Origin of the sequence: Pedobacter ginsengisoli (assembly GCF_030244015.1) — a bacterium.
Classification (GTDB): domain Bacteria; phylum Bacteroidota; class Bacteroidia; order Sphingobacteriales; family Sphingobacteriaceae; genus Pedobacter; species Pedobacter ginsengisoli.
Window position 1 is genome coordinate 882999 of the sequence record NZ_JASSYX010000001.1, and the last position, 17026, is coordinate 900024.

14 protein-coding genes are annotated in these 17026 nt (G+C 47.0%); 11 read left to right on the top strand and 3 right to left on the bottom strand.

All coding sequences use genetic code 11. The annotated features are described in order from the left end of the window. Window positions 1–302 precede the first annotated feature (302 nt). The 9 genes from QEP08_RS03915 to QEP08_RS03955 all read left to right on the top strand — a co-directional run bounded on the left by QEP08_RS03915 (window position 303) and on the right by QEP08_RS03955 (window position 12658). On the top strand, window positions 303–3392 hold the full coding sequence (locus tag QEP08_RS03915) for a SusC/RagA family TonB-linked outer membrane protein (protein WP_285055984.1): 3090 nt from the start codon (window positions 303–305) through the stop codon (window positions 3390–3392). Window positions 3393–3402: 10 nt separating this feature from the next. Further along, the gene (locus tag QEP08_RS03920; protein WP_285055986.1) at window positions 3403–4776 is read left to right on the top strand and encodes a RagB/SusD family nutrient uptake outer membrane protein; all 1374 of its coding nucleotides are present in this window, start codon (window positions 3403–3405) and stop codon (window positions 4774–4776) included. A 16-nt stretch (window positions 4777–4792) separates the two neighbouring features. After that, window positions 4793–6124, top strand: coding sequence for a DoxX family protein (locus QEP08_RS03925; RefSeq protein WP_285055988.1), 1332 nt, complete (start codon window positions 4793–4795; stop codon window positions 6122–6124). 3 nt (window positions 6125–6127) lie between these two features. Further along, on the top strand, window positions 6128–7546 hold the full coding sequence (locus tag QEP08_RS03930; protein ID WP_285055990.1) for a hypothetical protein: 1419 nt from the start codon (window positions 6128–6130) through the stop codon (window positions 7544–7546). A gap of 14 nt (window positions 7547–7560) precedes the next feature. Continuing rightward, complete coding sequence (locus tag QEP08_RS03935; RefSeq protein ID WP_285055992.1) at window positions 7561–9069, top strand: hypothetical protein; 1509 nt, start codon at window positions 7561–7563, stop codon at window positions 9067–9069. After that, the gene (locus QEP08_RS03940; RefSeq protein WP_285055993.1) at window positions 9066–10505 is read left to right on the top strand and encodes a phytoene desaturase family protein; all 1440 of its coding nucleotides are present in this window, start codon (window positions 9066–9068) and stop codon (window positions 10503–10505) included. Before QEP08_RS03935 ends, QEP08_RS03940 begins: the two co-directional genes overlap by 4 nt. A gap of 98 nt (window positions 10506–10603) precedes the next feature. Next, window positions 10604–11860, top strand: a complete 1257-nt coding sequence (locus QEP08_RS03945) for a YeiH family protein (RefSeq protein WP_285055995.1) — start codon at window positions 10604–10606, stop codon at window positions 11858–11860. 119 nt (window positions 11861–11979) lie between these two features. Then, entirely contained in the window at window positions 11980–12120 is a 141-nt protein-coding gene (locus QEP08_RS03950) for a hypothetical protein (RefSeq protein WP_285055996.1), read from the top strand. A gap of 61 nt (window positions 12121–12181) precedes the next feature. Then, window positions 12182–12658 carry an OsmC family protein gene (locus QEP08_RS03955; RefSeq protein ID WP_285055997.1) on the top strand — a complete coding sequence of 159 codons (477 nt, stop codon included), beginning with the start codon at window positions 12182–12184 and terminating at the stop codon, window positions 12656–12658. Between the two features lie 63 nt (window positions 12659–12721). Here QEP08_RS03955 and QEP08_RS03960 read toward each other — a convergent pair whose 3' ends face one another. The 3 genes from QEP08_RS03960 to QEP08_RS03970 all read right to left on the bottom strand — a co-directional run bounded on the left by QEP08_RS03960 (window position 12722) and on the right by QEP08_RS03970 (window position 15473). Continuing rightward, on the bottom strand, window positions 12722–13507 hold the full coding sequence (locus QEP08_RS03960) for a 3-keto-disaccharide hydrolase (RefSeq protein ID WP_285055999.1): 786 nt from the start codon (window positions 13505–13507) through the stop codon (window positions 12722–12724). Between the two features lie 191 nt (window positions 13508–13698). After that, a complete protein-coding gene (locus QEP08_RS03965) occupies window positions 13699–13869 on the bottom strand; it encodes a hypothetical protein (RefSeq protein ID WP_285056001.1) in 171 nt (56 codons plus the stop codon). 62 nt (window positions 13870–13931) lie between these two features. Beyond that, window positions 13932–15473: an FAD-dependent oxidoreductase gene (locus tag QEP08_RS03970; protein WP_285056002.1), complete on the bottom strand. Its 1542-nt coding sequence runs from the start codon at window positions 15471–15473 to the stop codon at window positions 13932–13934. Window positions 15474–15696: 223 nt separating this feature from the next. Between QEP08_RS03970 and QEP08_RS03975 the strand changes: the two genes are divergently transcribed. Both QEP08_RS03975 and QEP08_RS03980 read left to right on the top strand, forming a co-directional pair. Further along, window positions 15697–16284, top strand: coding sequence for a DUF4142 domain-containing protein (locus QEP08_RS03975; RefSeq protein ID WP_285056003.1), 588 nt, complete (start codon window positions 15697–15699; stop codon window positions 16282–16284). Window positions 16285–16530: 246 nt separating this feature from the next. After that, entirely contained in the window at window positions 16531–16971 is a 441-nt protein-coding gene (locus tag QEP08_RS03980; RefSeq protein ID WP_285056004.1) for an Hsp20/alpha crystallin family protein, read from the top strand. Window positions 16972–17026 lie beyond the last annotated feature (55 nt).

The window sequence follows — 17026 nt, forward strand, 5'->3', positions numbered from 1 at the left end:
AGATTTAATTTGTTTTTACTAAAAATGCACTTACATTTGTTTCATAAAGTATAAATGATGATTTAAACAGATGGAACAAATTCTACACCACCACGAAGAAAAATTCAACCCCTTCCCTAAGAAGTTTCAGTTCTTAACTTCCTGTTGTTGCTGTCTCATGCAATAGCATTTCCTGCTATATAGCAATAAAGACAGGATCAGATCCTGCCTTTATTTTCAGGTAATCAGTACGAAACGCCAATCCCTTACTGAAGACCCTAGTTTCAACAATAGATTAGTATTAATTAAAACTTTTTAAAGTTATGCAAAATTTTAAAAAGGGGAGGTACGTATTTGGTGCCGGCTCCTTGTTTAAAAAAGCGCTGCTGCTGAGCAGTTGCACTCTGGTACTCTTGGCATTGCCCTTCATTTCAAATGCCCAGGTTACGACACCCCTGATCAATTCTCCCCTTAAAGGACAGATTGTGGATTCCCTGACCAAACAGGGGATTCCCGGAGTAAGTGTTCATATAGTGGGTACGACCCATTCAGTCCAAACCAATAGCGAAGGAAGGTTTGAGTTTGTTACCGGTCAGAAATTCCCTTACACCCTGGAAATCGGACATGTCACTTATGAGAAGAAAACAATTGTTGTGGACAACAGTCCTGTTGTTATCAAATTAAAAGAGATCACAGCACAGCTCAATGACGTGGTCATCGTCGGTTACGGTACCCAGCAACGCAAAAACCTTATCGGGTCAGTCTCTAAAATTGATCCCTCCGGCACAAGGAGCATTCCTGAAGCAGGTTTCGATTCCCAATTACAGGGAAAAGCTGCTGGTGTGCAGATCAATTCCAATACCGGGGTACCAGGATCTGATATTTTCATCAGGGTGAGAGGCGCGACTTCAATTAATGCCACCAATGATCCTTTATATATCATCGACGGGGTATGGGTGAACAACAGCAGTCTCCAGAACATTGCACAGGAGCGCGGAACTTCCCCGCTGTCCGACATCAATCCTTCGGATATTGAAAGTATTGAAATCCTGAAAGATGCCACAGCTATTGCCATCTACGGCTCCAGAGGGGCAAATGGTGTAGTACTGGTTACTACCAAAAGAGGTAACTATGGTCAGAAGACCAAAATAGATTTCAATGGTTCTGAAGGACTTGGTTGGGCGCCCGAAGACCGCGTTTGGAAAACTACAACAGGTGAGGAGCACGCTATCCTGGTGAATGAATACAGCAGGAACATAGGGAAGCCTGAACCCTTCAGGCCTGCTACCGAAATCATCAATGGTGTGACTGGAAGAGGCCTGCCATCGACACAGCCAACCTATGACCGCATGAGTTATCTAAACCGCACCGCGGCTCTGAGAAATTACGATTTGTCCATTCAGGGCGGATCAGATAAGACCAGGTTTTACCTGGGCGGTGGTTATGCCGAGCAGGAGTCTATATGGAAGCCAATGGGTTTTGACCGGGCAAGCCTGAAGGTCAACCTTGATCATAAGCTCAACTCCAGGATATCTATAGGAACCAGTAACACCATAGCCAGGAGTCACCGCGACCAGGCCCGGCCGGCTAATGGGGCCAACGGAACCCTTTTGCAGGCTTCCCTCAACATTCCAACCTATCTGCCGATCTTTGACGCAAATGGAACGCCTTTAAAATGGGTGAACTTTGACAATATCGATGTGCTAACCAGTACCGTCAACTTATGGTCGAACAGCTACCATTATATTGGTAACCTGTATTTTGATTATGCCATTACCCCTAAATTGAAATTTCGTTCAACTTTCGGGGTGGATTACGACAACTATGAAGAAAACGAATACTGGGATACCCGTACCATCCTGGGCAACAGCGGCGGCAGAGGTACGCAAAGCATTACACAATCTTCTGCGGCCATCAACGAGCAAACGCTTTCTTACAATGACCAGATCGGAAAACACAGTTTCGGCTTACTGATCGGTAATACTTTACAAGGCGCGGAGATCAAAAACGTTGCTGCAACAGGGACTAATTTTCCGAACAATTCTTATACGCAGATTTCTTCAGCAGCAACACAGATCGCTTCACAATTTAAAACCAACAGTACGCTGGCTTCATTTTTCTCCAGGGCCAATTACAATTATGGAGGCAAGTACTATGCGGAATTTACCATCCGGGCAGACGGATCATCCAAATTTGGTAAGAACAACAAATGGGGCTACTTTCCATCAGTGGGTGCCGCATGGCGGATCAAGGAGGAAAATTTCCTCAAAGATGTCTCCCAGATCAGCAACCTCAAATACCGGATCAGTTACGGCGTTACCGGAAACCAGGCCGGGATCAATGACTTTGCATCCCAGGGCCTCTGGACAGGGGGCTTTGGCTATGCCGATGTAGCCGGAGGAGCCGAGCTGCCGGGCACAGCACCCCTTCAGCTGGCCAATCCCGATTTGAAATGGGAGAGTACCGCACAGTTTAGTACGGGCCTTGATATCGGGCTGTTTGAAGACAAACTCAACATTGAGTTCAACTATTACAACAAATACACCAGCGATGCGCTGCTGCAGGTAGCCGTTCCGGGCGCCTCGGGATTCTCTGCTTACCTCACCAATTTCGGGGAGATCAGCAACAAAGGCTTTGAACTGGGCATCAATTCCACCAACCTGAGGACCACAGGTTTCACCTGGAAGACAGATTTCAACATCGCCAGGAATAAAAACACCATCGAAAAAATACCTGCTGATATCCCTTTTGCGGGAAGGGATCTGATCCGCCTGCAGCAAGGAAAGGAACTCTATTCCTACTGGCTATACAAGCAGTTGTCGGTAAACCCGGACAACGGCGAGGCCGTGTTTGACGATTATAATAAAGACGGTAAGATCACGGCCGATGATCGTCAGATCGTAGGCAGTACCTGGCCTGAATTCTTTGGCGGACTGACCAATAATTTTACCTACAGGGGTCTGGACCTGAGTATATTCTTTACATTTTCTTATGGCAATTACATCTGGAACCACAACCGGATGCTCGGAGAGACTGGTGGTACGCTGGATGCGGGAAGGGTCTTGCTGAAGAGCCAGCTGGACCGCTGGACCACACCGGGGCAAATCACCAATACCCCTAAGCTGAACGACGCCAATTATGCCAGACAGGAAAACAGCCGGTTCTTTGAAGACGCCTCCTATTTACGGCTGCGTGCGCTAACCCTGGGCTACACCCTGCCTAAAGTATTCACAGAAAAGATCAGCATCGAAAAAATCAGGTTCTATGTAACCGGGAGCAACCTGTTGCTGTTCACCAGATATACAGGTGCAGACCCTGAATCCAATCTGGGTACACAAAACATACAAGGCTATGATTATGGTACACCGCCTCAGCCCCGCACCGTACAGCTAGGTTTAAACCTCACACTTTAATTACTCAGACATGAAACTTATAAAATATATCCTTTTTTCATTTGCAGTACTTTCGCTCAGTTCCTGCGAAAAGTTCCTCACTACCGAGCCTGTCAATGCGGTATCAGATGAAAACCCGATCTATGACAAGGGCTCCAGTGAAACTGCATTAAGGGCCGTTTACCGGCAAATGAGCACCATCGGCTACTATGGTGAAACGTATGTTACCCTGGGTTATTTTCCCAGCGGCGACATCAAGAACCTGACTACCGGCGGTTCTGCCAACCTGGTAAACGCCAATTTCAGAACAGATGAGGTATTCTTCAATACCGCCTGGATTGCCATTTACAACACGATCAACCGGGCCAACCAGGTGATCAGCAAAGTTCCTAATGTCAATGATCCCTTACTGACACCCGCACTTAAAAACCAGTATATCGGTGAAGCCAAATTCATTCGGGCACTGGCTTATTTTGATCTGGCGAGGGCATGGGGCGGTGTTCAGCTCATCCTGGAGCCCACCTCCTCTCTGGAAACCCGCACGAAAGTAAAAAGGAGCACGCTGGCAGAGACCTATGCACAAGTGCAGAAAGACCTGGAAGAAGCTGAACTACTGTTACCAGACGCAGTAAACCGTATCCGGGCCACCAGACGTACCGTCTGGGCCTTGCGGGCCAGGTTGCACCTGTATAAAAAGGAATGGGCACAGGCGGAAGAGTACGCCACCAGGTTAATTGACAAGACCGCCGATTATACACTGGTCAAACCATTCAGTGCCTGGTTTACCAACAACGTAAATGCAAGTAAAGAATCCATATTTGAATTGCAGTACAGTGTCATCAATCCCAACGCGATCCGCATCCAGATGCAGCATTCTACCAATGGCGGGCAATACCGCTATGCGCCAAATGACCGCTTCGTACAGTTGCTCAACAATCCGGCAGTATCAGGCGGCAGAAGCGCGCTGATCGGCAGCGTGACCCAGAGCGGGATCACCAACTGGTTTGGCAACCTTTACTACAGAAAGGATGCGACCGATCCGGCCTATATCTTCCGGATCGCCGAAATGTACCTGATCCGGGCAGAAGCGAGGGCGCAGCTCAATAATTTATCTGCAGCCACAGGAGCCTTGTTTGACCTGAACCAGGTACGGGATCGCGCGGGGATCCAGCCCTCAGCGGCCGTAACCAAAGAAGAAATCCTGCTGGCCATAGAAAATGAGCGCCGGATTGAATTCGCATGGGAAGCACACCGTTGGTTTGACCTGGCTAGAACAGGCAGGGCCAAAGCCGTATTGGAAGCACTGGACCCAAATACCAAAGTGTCAGATCATGAATATGTATTCCCGATCCCGGTGACACAAATCCAGCTGGATCCCAATCTGGAACAAAACAAAGATTATTAATCCAATAGCAAAAGGCATGAGTTTTTTTAATACTTCAAACGGAGCATCCAACTGGAAGAACCATGAAAAGATCCTTTTAAGGACCGTCTTCATTTATTTCTTCATCCTGGTAGTACCACTGGACTGGAAATTTTACAGGGAGATATTTTCAGCCAGCTGGTCAGATCCTTCTTTTTATGACCTGTTTAAGCTGACCACCTATATACCCCGGTTTTTTTCACTAAGTGGCTATTTCAACTGGCTGGTTCCCCTCGTTGTCGCAATCAGCGGCGCATTTATCTGGCCACTGGCCGACAGGCAGCAAAAGACAGATTACGGCAAATTATACTACTGGCTGCGGGTCATATTGAGGTACAGACTGGCCACGGGCATCATTGCCTTTGGGTTCATCAAACTGTTCCCCTTGCAGATGCCCTATCCTTCCCTCAGCAACCTGCACACTAATTATGGAGATTTCCTGCCCTGGAAAATCTATTACCATACACTTGGTGTGGCCCAGCCCTATGAAGTATTCCTTGGCGGAGTAGAACTGCTTGCCGGCATCCTGCTGCTGTTCAGGCGTACCACCACTTTTGGCTCCGGGATCATCCTGGGTTTTACAGGCAATGTATTTGTCGCCAATCTGGCCTATGATGCCGGACAGGAGGTTTACAGCGCTTATCTGACCCTCATTGCGGCCGTGTTGTTTGCTTATGACGCGCCCCGGCTGTACCGGTTGCTGGTCCTGCAGAAATACACCATCGCCAATAAATTCAGACCCCTGACCAGCCGGAATTTCAGAAAGATAAGACTGCTGTTAAAAGGCGCAACCGCGGTGTTTTTGCTCATTCTCGGCTTCAGCACCTATGCCAATTACAAAAACGGGCCTTATAAAATTCCAAAAAAGGCAGGACTGAATGGCACCTACGGTTATTACAATGTACGCGAGTTCAGGCTGAACAACCAGGTCATACCTTATTCCAGGACCGATACCAACCGCTGGCAAAACGTAGTATTTGAAAAATGGGCGACCATCAGCATCAAAACTGCCAGACCCATTATACCAGACCTCTCCAATGGTGAAGGTTATCATCAGAACGACATCGACCGCAATTACGAGTCTGCAGGGGTAGGTGACCGCCGTTATTTCGCCTATTCGGCAGATACCCTCCAGCACAAACTGGAACTCAGCAATAAGAACAAAAACCATAAGACAGAACACTATGCCTTACAATATCATTTCCTGAACGACTCGACCATCATTTTGAAGGGGGTCAATGAACGGAAAGACTCGGTCTATGCCCTGCTGGACAGGATCACCAGGAAATACATGCTGTACGAGGGCAGACGGAAACCTATAAAACTTTAAAAAATGAGTACCGACCTGACACCCGGAGCCCGGGCACAAAGGAGCTGGACTCCTCTCGAAAAATATGCGTTCCGTACATTTTTCATATTTTTCTTTGTGCTGATCGTGCCTTTGAATACCCGGTTTTACACGCAGTGGTTTACCACAGAGTGGTCAAACCTGCACATCCGGGATATGGGCCGGCTCAGCGGATCTTCATTTAGTCCCATCAAAGTATCCAGTGACCGTCCCGGCGCGAATGACACCGGGGGAATTCCGGTATCCAGGCAGTACCTGCTCACCATTTATCCCGAAAGCGGGGAATTTGGATTGGCCAGCTACATCAACTGGGGGCTCGCTTTCGTCATCGGATTGCTTGGTGCTGTCATCTGGACATTGGCCGACCGAAAAAGAAAAAGCTACAACACCCTCTATTACTTCCTGGTCACCGGGATCAGTTATGCCATGGTGATCCAGCTGCAGGGACTTACTTTTTCCAAAGTATTTCCCACACAGATGCCAGATCTGGCACTGACGCAGCTGAATACACCTTTCGGGGATTTTGTAGCCCAGAAACTCTACTGGATTCAATTTAGTTTTGTACACGACTATGAGATCTTTGCAGGTTTCGCCGAATTGCTAATCATGCTGTTCCTGTTTTTCAGACAAACCAGGGCACTTGGAGCGGCACTGGCATTGGCCATGGTGGGCAACATTGCCTTTGCCAACCATGCTTATGATGGTGGCATCCACCTGGCCGCTACTTTTTATGCGCTGGGCGGTGCGTTTGTACTCTGGAGATATTTGCCTGCTTTATGGCGGCTGATCGTAAAAGAAGAAGATACAGAATGGAAGAGCCATTATTTTCCTTTTGCAAAACCCTGGCAGCGTTACGGGCGGATTGCCTTCAAAGCCTTTATATTCGGTTTTTACTTTGTGACGAGCGGGTACCTGCACTGGTACAACTACAAACACGATTCTTACAAAGTACCTTCCCGGCCAGGTCTTGCCGGGGCAAGAGGACTATACGAAGTGACAGAATTCAAAGTCAACGACCAGGTTGTTCCATACAGCCCGGTCGATTCACTCAGGTGGCAGGACGTGACCTTTGAAAAATGGTCTACGTTGTCTTTTACCGTGTTCAATACCTTTGTGATCCACGGGGAAGCCGGCAGAGGTAAACAATTTAAAGACGTCGACCGGACCTACGAATCAGCAGGTACCGGGGGCGGGCGCCGGCATTATTACTATGAAACAGATACGGTTAATCAGGTAATGTACCTGCAAAATAAAAACAAGGCATATCAAAACCAGAAGCTGACGCTTAAATACTCCAGGCCAGGCCATGACCGGATCATCCTTCAGGGCCTGAATGAATACCGGGACTCCATTTATGTCATACTCGACCGGAAGAACAAAACCTACCCGCTTTATATGCATTAACTTTTTTCTACAAAATGGCAAGAGAACTCATCATCACAGAAGAACAGGAAGCACTCCCGCATCCGGGGACTTACGCCCATCAGCAGGACTGGACAGACGTACAAAAGATAGCCTTCCGTATCGCCTTTATCTTTTTCGGCCTGTTCAGTATTCCTCTGGACCTGGGTTTTTACCAGATGCTGATCAATATGGATTATGCACATCTCAATTACAGGCACCTCACCGAAATCGTCGCCTTTTTCAACCCCCAGTTCATCAATATTTTTTCTGAAGGCGGTTTCTTTGGTGCAGAAAGCTATATCAACCTGCCTTTCATTCTGGTCATTGCACTGCTGGGCGGTTTCATCTGGACGAAAACTGATACAAAAGCAGTCAGTTACCGGGTACTTTATTACTGGCTGCGGGTCATAGCCCGCTACCGGGTCGCTTATGCCGGGATTGGCTGGGGTTATAAAAAATTGTTTGTCATGCAGATGCCGGAACAAAACGAAGGGCTCTGGAATTCTGAAATGATCAATTTCTTCGCCAAACGGCTGTACTGGGAAGTGATCAGTGTCTCGCCTTCCTATGAGGTTTTTCTCGGCTTCGCCGAATACATCGGTGGCTTCCTGCTGCTGTTCAGGCGTACTACAGGAATCGGTGCCGCCATTACCTTTGTGGTATTCGGAAACATCGCCATCTCCAACCATGCCTATGACATCGGCGAGCAGGTGCCAAGCGCCTGCATGGCCATGCTGTCTGTTTTTATCCTCTGGTACGACATTCCGGGGGTCTGGAGCCTGATCGTCAAAGAACAGAACGCGAAGATCAGCCATTTTTACCCGGTGCTGAAGGCCAGATGGCAACGCTATAGCCGTACCACGATCAAATTTGCCTTCAATTTCGTATTCGTTTTTCTCTTTTTTGTTTTTGAGGTCTATGCCTTCACCCACAACGACTTTTATAAAATCCCGAATACACCCGGCCTGCCTAAAATCAGGGGATTTTATGAAGTGACTGAATTTAAGCTCAATAACAAGCTGATCCCATACTCGCCCTTAGATACCCTTCGCTGGCACAATGTAACTTTTGAGGACTGGTCTTCCATGAGTTTTGAGGTAGCAGGCAGGCCGCAGCAGATCGAGATGTTTGCGGCAGGCAGTTACCCCCGCAACCATGAGGTCTACGACGGCAAATGGCGTTTCGACTGGAGAGGTGATATCCGCAGATATGGCAAGGCCAATAAAAAAGAAAAGCATGATCCGGAACAGAGGGACATCAACACCACCTGGGAATTGTCAGGTATCAGCGGCAGGATCTGGTATTATTACAAAGCAGACACAGCCAATCACATGCTTTACCTCCAGAACAAGAACAGGTCTGACCGCGATCAAAAGCAGGTACTGCACTACAGCAGACCGGCTGCGGGCAGGATCATCCTCGAGGGGACCAACGAATTTAACGATTCCATCTACGTGGTCCTGGACAAAAGAAATAAATATCCATATCTTCACAATTCTCTAAACGCAGTTGACAAAAAATGAGCAAAACAGAATTTGATGCAGTAGTAGTAGGTTCCGGCCCAAACGGACTGGCGGCGGCCATTACCTTACAGCAAGAAGGACTTTCTGTATTACTTATCGAAGGAAAAGATGTGATCGGCGGCGGCCTGACCTCAGCTGAGCTCACCCTGCCGGGCTTCGTACACGATGTATGCTCGGCCATTCACCCGCTGGCCATCGGCTCGCCTTTTTTCAACACCCTTCCCCTGGCAGACCATGGGCTGGCTTACACATTTCCGGACCTTGCCGCTGCCCACCCTTTTGATGACAGTACGGCTGCGGTTTTAGGGAGTTCCCTGGAGGAAACAGCAAGACTGCTCGGACAGGATGAACAGGCTTATCTTGATCTTTTCAAACCTCTGGTAAGGGACTGGCCTGATATCGCAGCGGACGTATTAGGACCGCTTCATTTTCCCAAACATCCTCTGAAAATGGCCGCTTTCGGACTCAATGCGCTGACATCCTCGAGCCATCTCGCCAAAAGGTTCAAAACACGGGAAGCAAAGGGACTATGGGCGGGCATGGCGGCACATTCTATACAGCCACTCACCAACCTGACCACCTCGGCAATCGGCCTGGTGCTCATGACCGCGGCACACCTCAAGGGCTGGCCCATTCCGGTCGGCGGCTCTAAAGAGATCGCCAATGCCCTGTCTTCTTACTTCATCTCCCTCGGCGGAAGGATAGAAACAGGCAGGTATATCAAATCATTAGCTGAACTCCCTTCCGCCAAAATTGTGCTCTTTGATGTGACGCCAAAACAATTGCTGAAGATAGCCGGACATAAGTTTTCCAGCATTTACAAATGGCAGCTGGAACGCTACCGCTACGGTATGGGGGTATTTAAGATCGACTGGGCGCTGGATGGCCCGATCCCCTTTACGGCGGCTGAAGCCAGAAAAGCCGGCACCGTGCACATTGGCAATACACTTGAAGAAATTCAACTTTCTGAACAATTGAGCTGGGAAGGTAAACACGCAGATAAACCATTTGTACTGCTGGCGCAACAAAGCTTATTTGACGAGACCAGGGCACCAGAAGGAAAACACACCGCCTGGGCTTATTGCCACGTGCCCAATGGTTCGACTAAAGACATGACAGCCATCATTGAGCAGCAGGTAGAACGCTTTGCACCCGGTTTCAGGGACCTGATCCTGGGCAGGCATACCATGGATACCGCACAGGTAGAAGAGTACAATCCCAATTATATAGGTGGCGACATCAACGGCGGGGTCATTGACCTGGGGCAGATCTTTACCCGACCGGCACTCAGGAGTTCCCCGTACCGTACTTCAGCGAAGGGCTTGTACATCTGTTCTTCCTCGACACCGCCGGGAGGAGGTGTACATGGGATGTGCGGGTATCACGCAGCTAAAACAGCTTTGAAAGACCATTTTTCAATCGTCCTTAAAAGTTGAGGTTATACAAATAAAGATGATCAATTTATTAACTTGAAACGCCGCAGTGTTTTCAGGGAAAAAACAGAGAACATAGAAACACAAATAAATCAAATATAATGTCAGAACAAAAAAAACTAAGCATCCATGAAGATTGGGTAGTCGTCATCCTTGGCGGCCTGATCATTTTAGTATCACTTGCAGGACTGTTGCTCCCGGTTCCTGTTTTCAGCTGGAAAAGCACTTCCGATCTTTCCACCACAGTTTTTTCAGCCGGCAACCTGCAAAATATAGGTTTGCAGTTCCTTTTTGTGATCGCTATTGCAATTATCGGTGCAGTGCTTACCGGTAGATCCGTAGCGGCAAATTTAAAGACCTTTCCTGTGGTCTATATATTGACCATGCTTGCCCTGGTTATAGCAGGAAATGACACCATCAAATATTATGGCCTTGAAGCCGTTATATTCAGCTTGCTGATCGGTTTGCTGATCAGTAATTTTTTCACCCTTCCGGAATGGTTCAAATCTGCCCTTTCTACCGAACTGTTTGTAAAGATCGGTCTGGTGCTGCTGGGTACAGGTGTTATATTCTCCGATATCCTGAAGAACGGATCACTTGGATTGATCCAGGCGCTGGTTGTCGTACTTTCCGTCTGGTACTTCGCTTTCTGGCTCTGCAAAAAAATGAAGATCGATGACGAACTGACCATGATGATTGCCAGCTCGGTCTCCATTTGTGGTGTTTCGGCAGCCATCGCGACATCAGGTGCGATTAAAGGCGACTCAAAAAAACTTTCCTATGTGATCTCAATGGTGCTCATTACGGCCATCCCCATGATGATCTTCATGCCCTATATTGCAGCTTACTTTCATTTCCCCCAACCCGTAACAGGTGCCTGGCTGGGAGGCAGTATTGACACCACCGGCGCAGTTGTGGCTTCCGGTTCTCTGGTGGGCGAGGAGGCATTAAAGATCAGCACGATCGTGAAATTCTCCCAGAATGTGCTGTTGGGCATTGCAGCCTTTGTGATTTCTATCTACTGGACTTATACCCAGCATCCGGCAGGGCAGGACAAAGCAACCAAACCTACTTTGAAAGTAATCTGGGACCGTTTTCCTAAATTTGTAATTGGATTTGTGGCAGCATCCCTGCTGTTCTCTTTCTTTGTGCCGCAGGAAACCATCGTGTTGGTAAAAGGAAGTTTAAAGAACCTTCAGGGGCTTTGGTTTGCATTGGCGTTTACCAGTATCGGGTTGGAAACCAATTTTAAAGACCTGTTTGGCAGGAACAGTAAGAAACCTTTTTATGCTTTTTTAATTGCCCAGGGTTTCAATATTATTGTCACGCTGATCATTGCATTCTTTCTGTTTAAGTAATTTCTTAGAGGTACTGATTCAGTCTGTTTCCCGATCTTCATGACTTTTTCTCAACCCTTTGAAGGGGTTGCAAGGGGGTTGAATGACTCCCCAGGCTATCCAGCCTGTACATCCGGTCGGTGGAGCTCAACGGCAAAGTGCCGGGACGCAAATGGATCAGCCAGAAAGAGCTGGTGGCCAGCGGGAAACTTGTTTTTACGGCTACGGACCAGCCTCTGGAAAATACAAATATCTGGCTGACAGACATGAACAAGAAATAGTATTTTTTATATAGAATCCTCCGGAAAATGCTTAATTTGGAGTAACCAAGTAGAAATAGTTATGACGAAAGCACATCAATATCAGACGAGTCTTGTTTGGACAGGCAATAAAGGGTCAGGAACAATGGATTACCGGTCATATGACCGCAGTTATGTAATATCTGTAAACAACAAGCCGGATATTCTAGGCTCATCAGATTCAGCATTTATGGGCGATAAGAACAGGTATAATCCTGAGGATCTGCTGGTTTCCTCCTTGTCATCCTGCCATATGCTGTGGTACTTACACCTTTGTTCCCAGAATGGAATTATCGTGCTTGATTATAAAGACAATGCGATAGGAAAGATGACTGAGACGGATGACGGCAGTGGCCATTTTACAGAGGTGATCCTGAACCCTGAGGTAACCATCACTAAAGCTGAAGACATAGAAAAGGCCAATGCATTGCATGAGAAAGCCAATAAGATGTGCTTCATTGCCAATTCCTGTAATTTCCCGATCAGGCATGAGGCGAAGTATATTATTGAGAAGAATTAACCGGATAAGTTCATAATAAAAAGCCAGGATCATTGTCCTGGCTTTTTTATTATGAAAAATTTCTTACAATTCTCTTACCCAGATGTTGCGGAAACTGAGCGGTGCGCTTGGATCGCCATGCGACTGCAGCTTTATAGGTGAGGGACCATGTGCCTGCCTGTATGCAGGGTCTCCGATATATTGGGTCGGGCCTTTCAGTTCTGCATTGTTCTGAACCAGTACGCCGTTAAAGAATACAGTGACTCTTGCAGGTGTTTTGACACTTTTATCGTCGTTAAATGTCGGCGCTGTCCAGACGACATCATAAGAATTCCACTCTCCCGGTTTGTGGGTTGGGTTTGCCAGCGGAACCAATTGTTTGTAAATACTGGCGGCCTGGCCATTGGTATAAGTGTCGTTTTTGTAGGAATCCAGGATTTGCAGTTCATAACCTGCATCACCTTTACCTATTGAGGCAAGAAATAAACCGCTGTTTCCGCGGCCTTGTCCTTTGCCTTCTATATTTGCAGGAACCTGCCATTCAATGTGCAGCTGATAATTGCCAAATGACTGTTTGGTTTCTATGTTTCCGCCGCCTGTTTTCTTGTTTACAATAAATACTCCATCGGCAACCGTCCATTTTGCGGGTTGACTGCGGTCATCGGTGCTGACCCATTTGCTCAGGTCCTTACCATCAAACAGCACTACAGCATCCGATGGGGGAGCTGTATAAACGGCTGCTCCCTGTACTATTTTAGGTACCGGAGTATATACTTCCGTTTGTTCTGGTTTTGTCTTTTCCTGCGCGTTTGTCATAGTCAGTCCACATGCGACTAAGGCCGTGGTCATGAAAATTTTGTTCAAGCTCATTGTTGTGGTTATATAAATCTTATTGTTAAATTGAATTTTAAAGGTAGTTCTTAAAATACATTAATCAAAAGTGATGCTACTAATTTGTTACCAAGACCTGCGCCCTTTCTGTGTACTTTCTGCGCAGCTCCTGCGCTTAAAAGAATCATTTAGCGCAGAACAAGCGCGGCAGATGCGCAGAAAGTACGGTTTTAGCGCAGTCCGTCCTGTGTCGCCGGCGGATCGGTATCCTTACCCAGGGCATCCATGATCTCTCTGCGGACTTCGTGCAACTCTTCTTCTATATCACGCAGCTCCGCCTTCTCCTGATCCGCTTTTTGTACTTTTGTCTCTTGCTGTTTGTTTTTAGGTACTGCCATCATCTGAAGGATTTTAGACAATCGAACAAAGGTTATGCCGTATTTTTCAAAAAGAATGGCGTTCATTATTTGGGAAGCGAAACCTGTTCGAGGTTTTTTTGCGGAGGACCCGAAATCACTTTTCCAGATAGATCATATCTGCCGCCATGGCAGTGACAATCCCAGCTCTGCTCAGCGGCATTAAAGCTTACGATACATCCCGCATGGGTACAGACCGGCTTCAATGCAGTCACCTTTCCGTTGCTGTCTTTATATAGCGCCAGTTTTGTTCCTTGCAGTTCCGCTACTTTTCCTTCTCCGTTTTTAAGTTCAGAAATGGCATCAAGGGCCTCCCCTCCGAAGCGGTCGGCAATGAAATGCCAGGCTACATCGGCGTTCTCCCTGACGAAATCAGTAAACCCGGCTATCGGGCTCAGCCTGGAAGGACTGTAAAGATCCGTGTAAGGGTTTTCGTTACCCAGGATCTGGTCACTAATGATCTTTGCCGACAAAGTACCGAACATCATTCCGTTGCCATTAAAGCCGGTAGCGATATAGGTGCTGTCGCCGGCTGCGGCCATCCGTCCGATATAAGGCAGTCCGTCCGCGGGGACATAGTATTGGGAAGACCATTTGTAAGCTATCGAATCGACCTGATAGTATTGATTCACGTATGATTCGAGATTTGCGAATGCCTGTTCCGGATCGTTATGTCCCGTTTTATGGTCTTCACCACCGATGATGAGGTATTTCTGGCCCTCGATCTGGTGGGTACGAAAATAGTGATAAGGTTCCTGCATGTCATAAGACAATCCTGTCGGGTAGCTGTTGTCTTTTAATTTTACACCGAGTACGTAGCTGCGGTAGGGTGCGCTTCGGAAACTGAATGCCGTGATTCCGGGCGGTATGTGGGTGGCGTAAACCAGGTTAGCAGTTTTTATAGGCAGTCCTCCCGCGTCCAGTTCTATGATGCCGTCTTCAGTCTTGCTGCTGCTTACAAAGGTGTCTTCCAAAATAATGCCTCCGAGGTCAATAAATGCCATGGCAAGTGCATTGATGTATTTCAAGGGATGGAACTGTCCCTGTTTGCTGAAACGGACGGCCATCTCGAAAGGAACAGGGACGTCGTTTGTTTTGGATTTTTCTGCGGCTATTCCGGCGTTTACGGAGGACTCCAGGATTGTTTGTAACTGCCGGGTCTCTTTTTCATTTTCGGAGAACAAAAAGCCTTCTTTGTATTCAAAATCACAGTCTATCCGGTACTCATCGACCAGCGCGCTGATGATTGAAAAAGCTTCCTTACCCGAATCAGCCACCAGTCTGGCTGCGTCTTTGCCAAAATCACTTTCAATTTCCGGATAGGTCGTGTCAAAGAATGTGTTCAGGTGTGCGCTGGTGCCGCCGGTTGTCCCAAAACCGATGTTGCCGGCTTCCAGAACAATACATTTCCGGCCGGCCTTTTGCAGCATCAGTGCTGTGGTAATCCCGGTGATGCCGGCACCGACGATGACGGTATCAGCAACACCTGAAAGGTCAGCTTGTTGCGCTTTGGCAGGTGTGAATGTCTCTTTTTGCCAGGGACTCTGATTTAAACTATCTCTCCGGGTTATTTTAGCTGAATTTTTCATAACTACAATGATAATGTCTATCGCTGTTCAATGCTGTCACTGCTTTCATTGAGATTCTGACAGTGATTATTACACGAACATCAGACAGCTAAAAATGTTTTTTCATTTTTTATGTCACGGTCTGGCCTGGAGTCGTGTCCTTAACAAATGCATCCGGCTGATTGCTTTTTTTCAAAACAATCTTTTTTATCAGCGGTTATGATGCTGATAAAATAAAAAACTTATGAAAAACTTAATTTATGCAATGATGATCTCTGGGGTGATGTTTGCCCTCCAGAGCTGTAGCAATTCGGGAAGTACAACTGATACTTCTGATACCTCTGAAATGGCAGCTGACTCTATGGCAGCAGCTGATACGGTTTCAATGGCTCCGGCCCCGGTCAGTGCCGACACTGCATTTACCAGTAAGGCTGCTATAGGCGGAATGGCTGAGGTGGAACTGGGTAAACTTGCTCAGGAAAAAGCAAGCAACGCTAAAGTGAAAGACTTTGCGTCGATGATGGTGAAAGATCACGGCAAGGCTAATGAGGAATTGAAGGCAATAGCGTCTTCCAAAAACATTCTCCTTCCAGCTACTCTCGACCAGGAGCACAAGACTAAACTGGAGGAATTAAAATTAAAATCAGGTGCTGATTTTGATAAAGCCTATGCCGCGGCAATGGTAGCAGGTCATCAGAAAACGCTGACATTGATGGAAGATGGCAGTGCAAACCTAAAGGATGCAGAGTTGAAGGGTTTCGCAGCCAGGACAGCACCGGTTGTAAAACACCATTTGGATCTGATCAATTCTATTCAATCGGAATTGAAATAATTGATGTGTCTGTGTTTAACGAGCGGCGGCGCAGTAGGAAGCATTTGCAGGCAATCGCTGCAAATCTGACACCGGACAACTGAAATATTTTCATTTTTTCTGAAATTTTTTCAGTTGTCCGGTGCCATTTTTATCCTTCGGGTGCAATGGCATGGCAGTTGTAAAAGTTGATTTGGAACATTAAGTTCTGAGTGTTTAATTAATTATAAGTTTTAATCATTAAATCAAATTAAGGAGGAAAAACCTATGACATTGGTTAAATTTAATCCCGAAAGAAAAAACAACGCACTAATGCCAGGCTTTGGTGATGTTTTTGAATCCATCTTTAACGACACTTTTTTTTCAGACCGCATGGTCAGCCGTGTTCCGGCGGTAAACATCAGTGAAAGCCAGGACCACTTTCATATTGAGCTGGCGGCACCTGGCTTGAAAAAAGAAGATTTTAAACTAAACCTTGACCGCAACCAGCTGAGCATATCGGTAGAGCAGAGCAGTGAAAGTAAGGAGCAGGAAAAAAATTATAACAAACGTGAATACTGCTATACTTCTTTTGTGAGGTCATTTACCCTACCTGAAAGCGCAGATCATAACCAGATCCAGGCTGGTTACACAGATGGTGTGCTCAAGATCGATATTGCTAAGAAAGAAGAAGCAAAATCAATCGTCAGGCAAATTGAGATTAAGTAAAATCTCCTGTTTTATTAAAAAAGCAAAGGCCCTGGTATGCCGGGCCTTTGCTTTA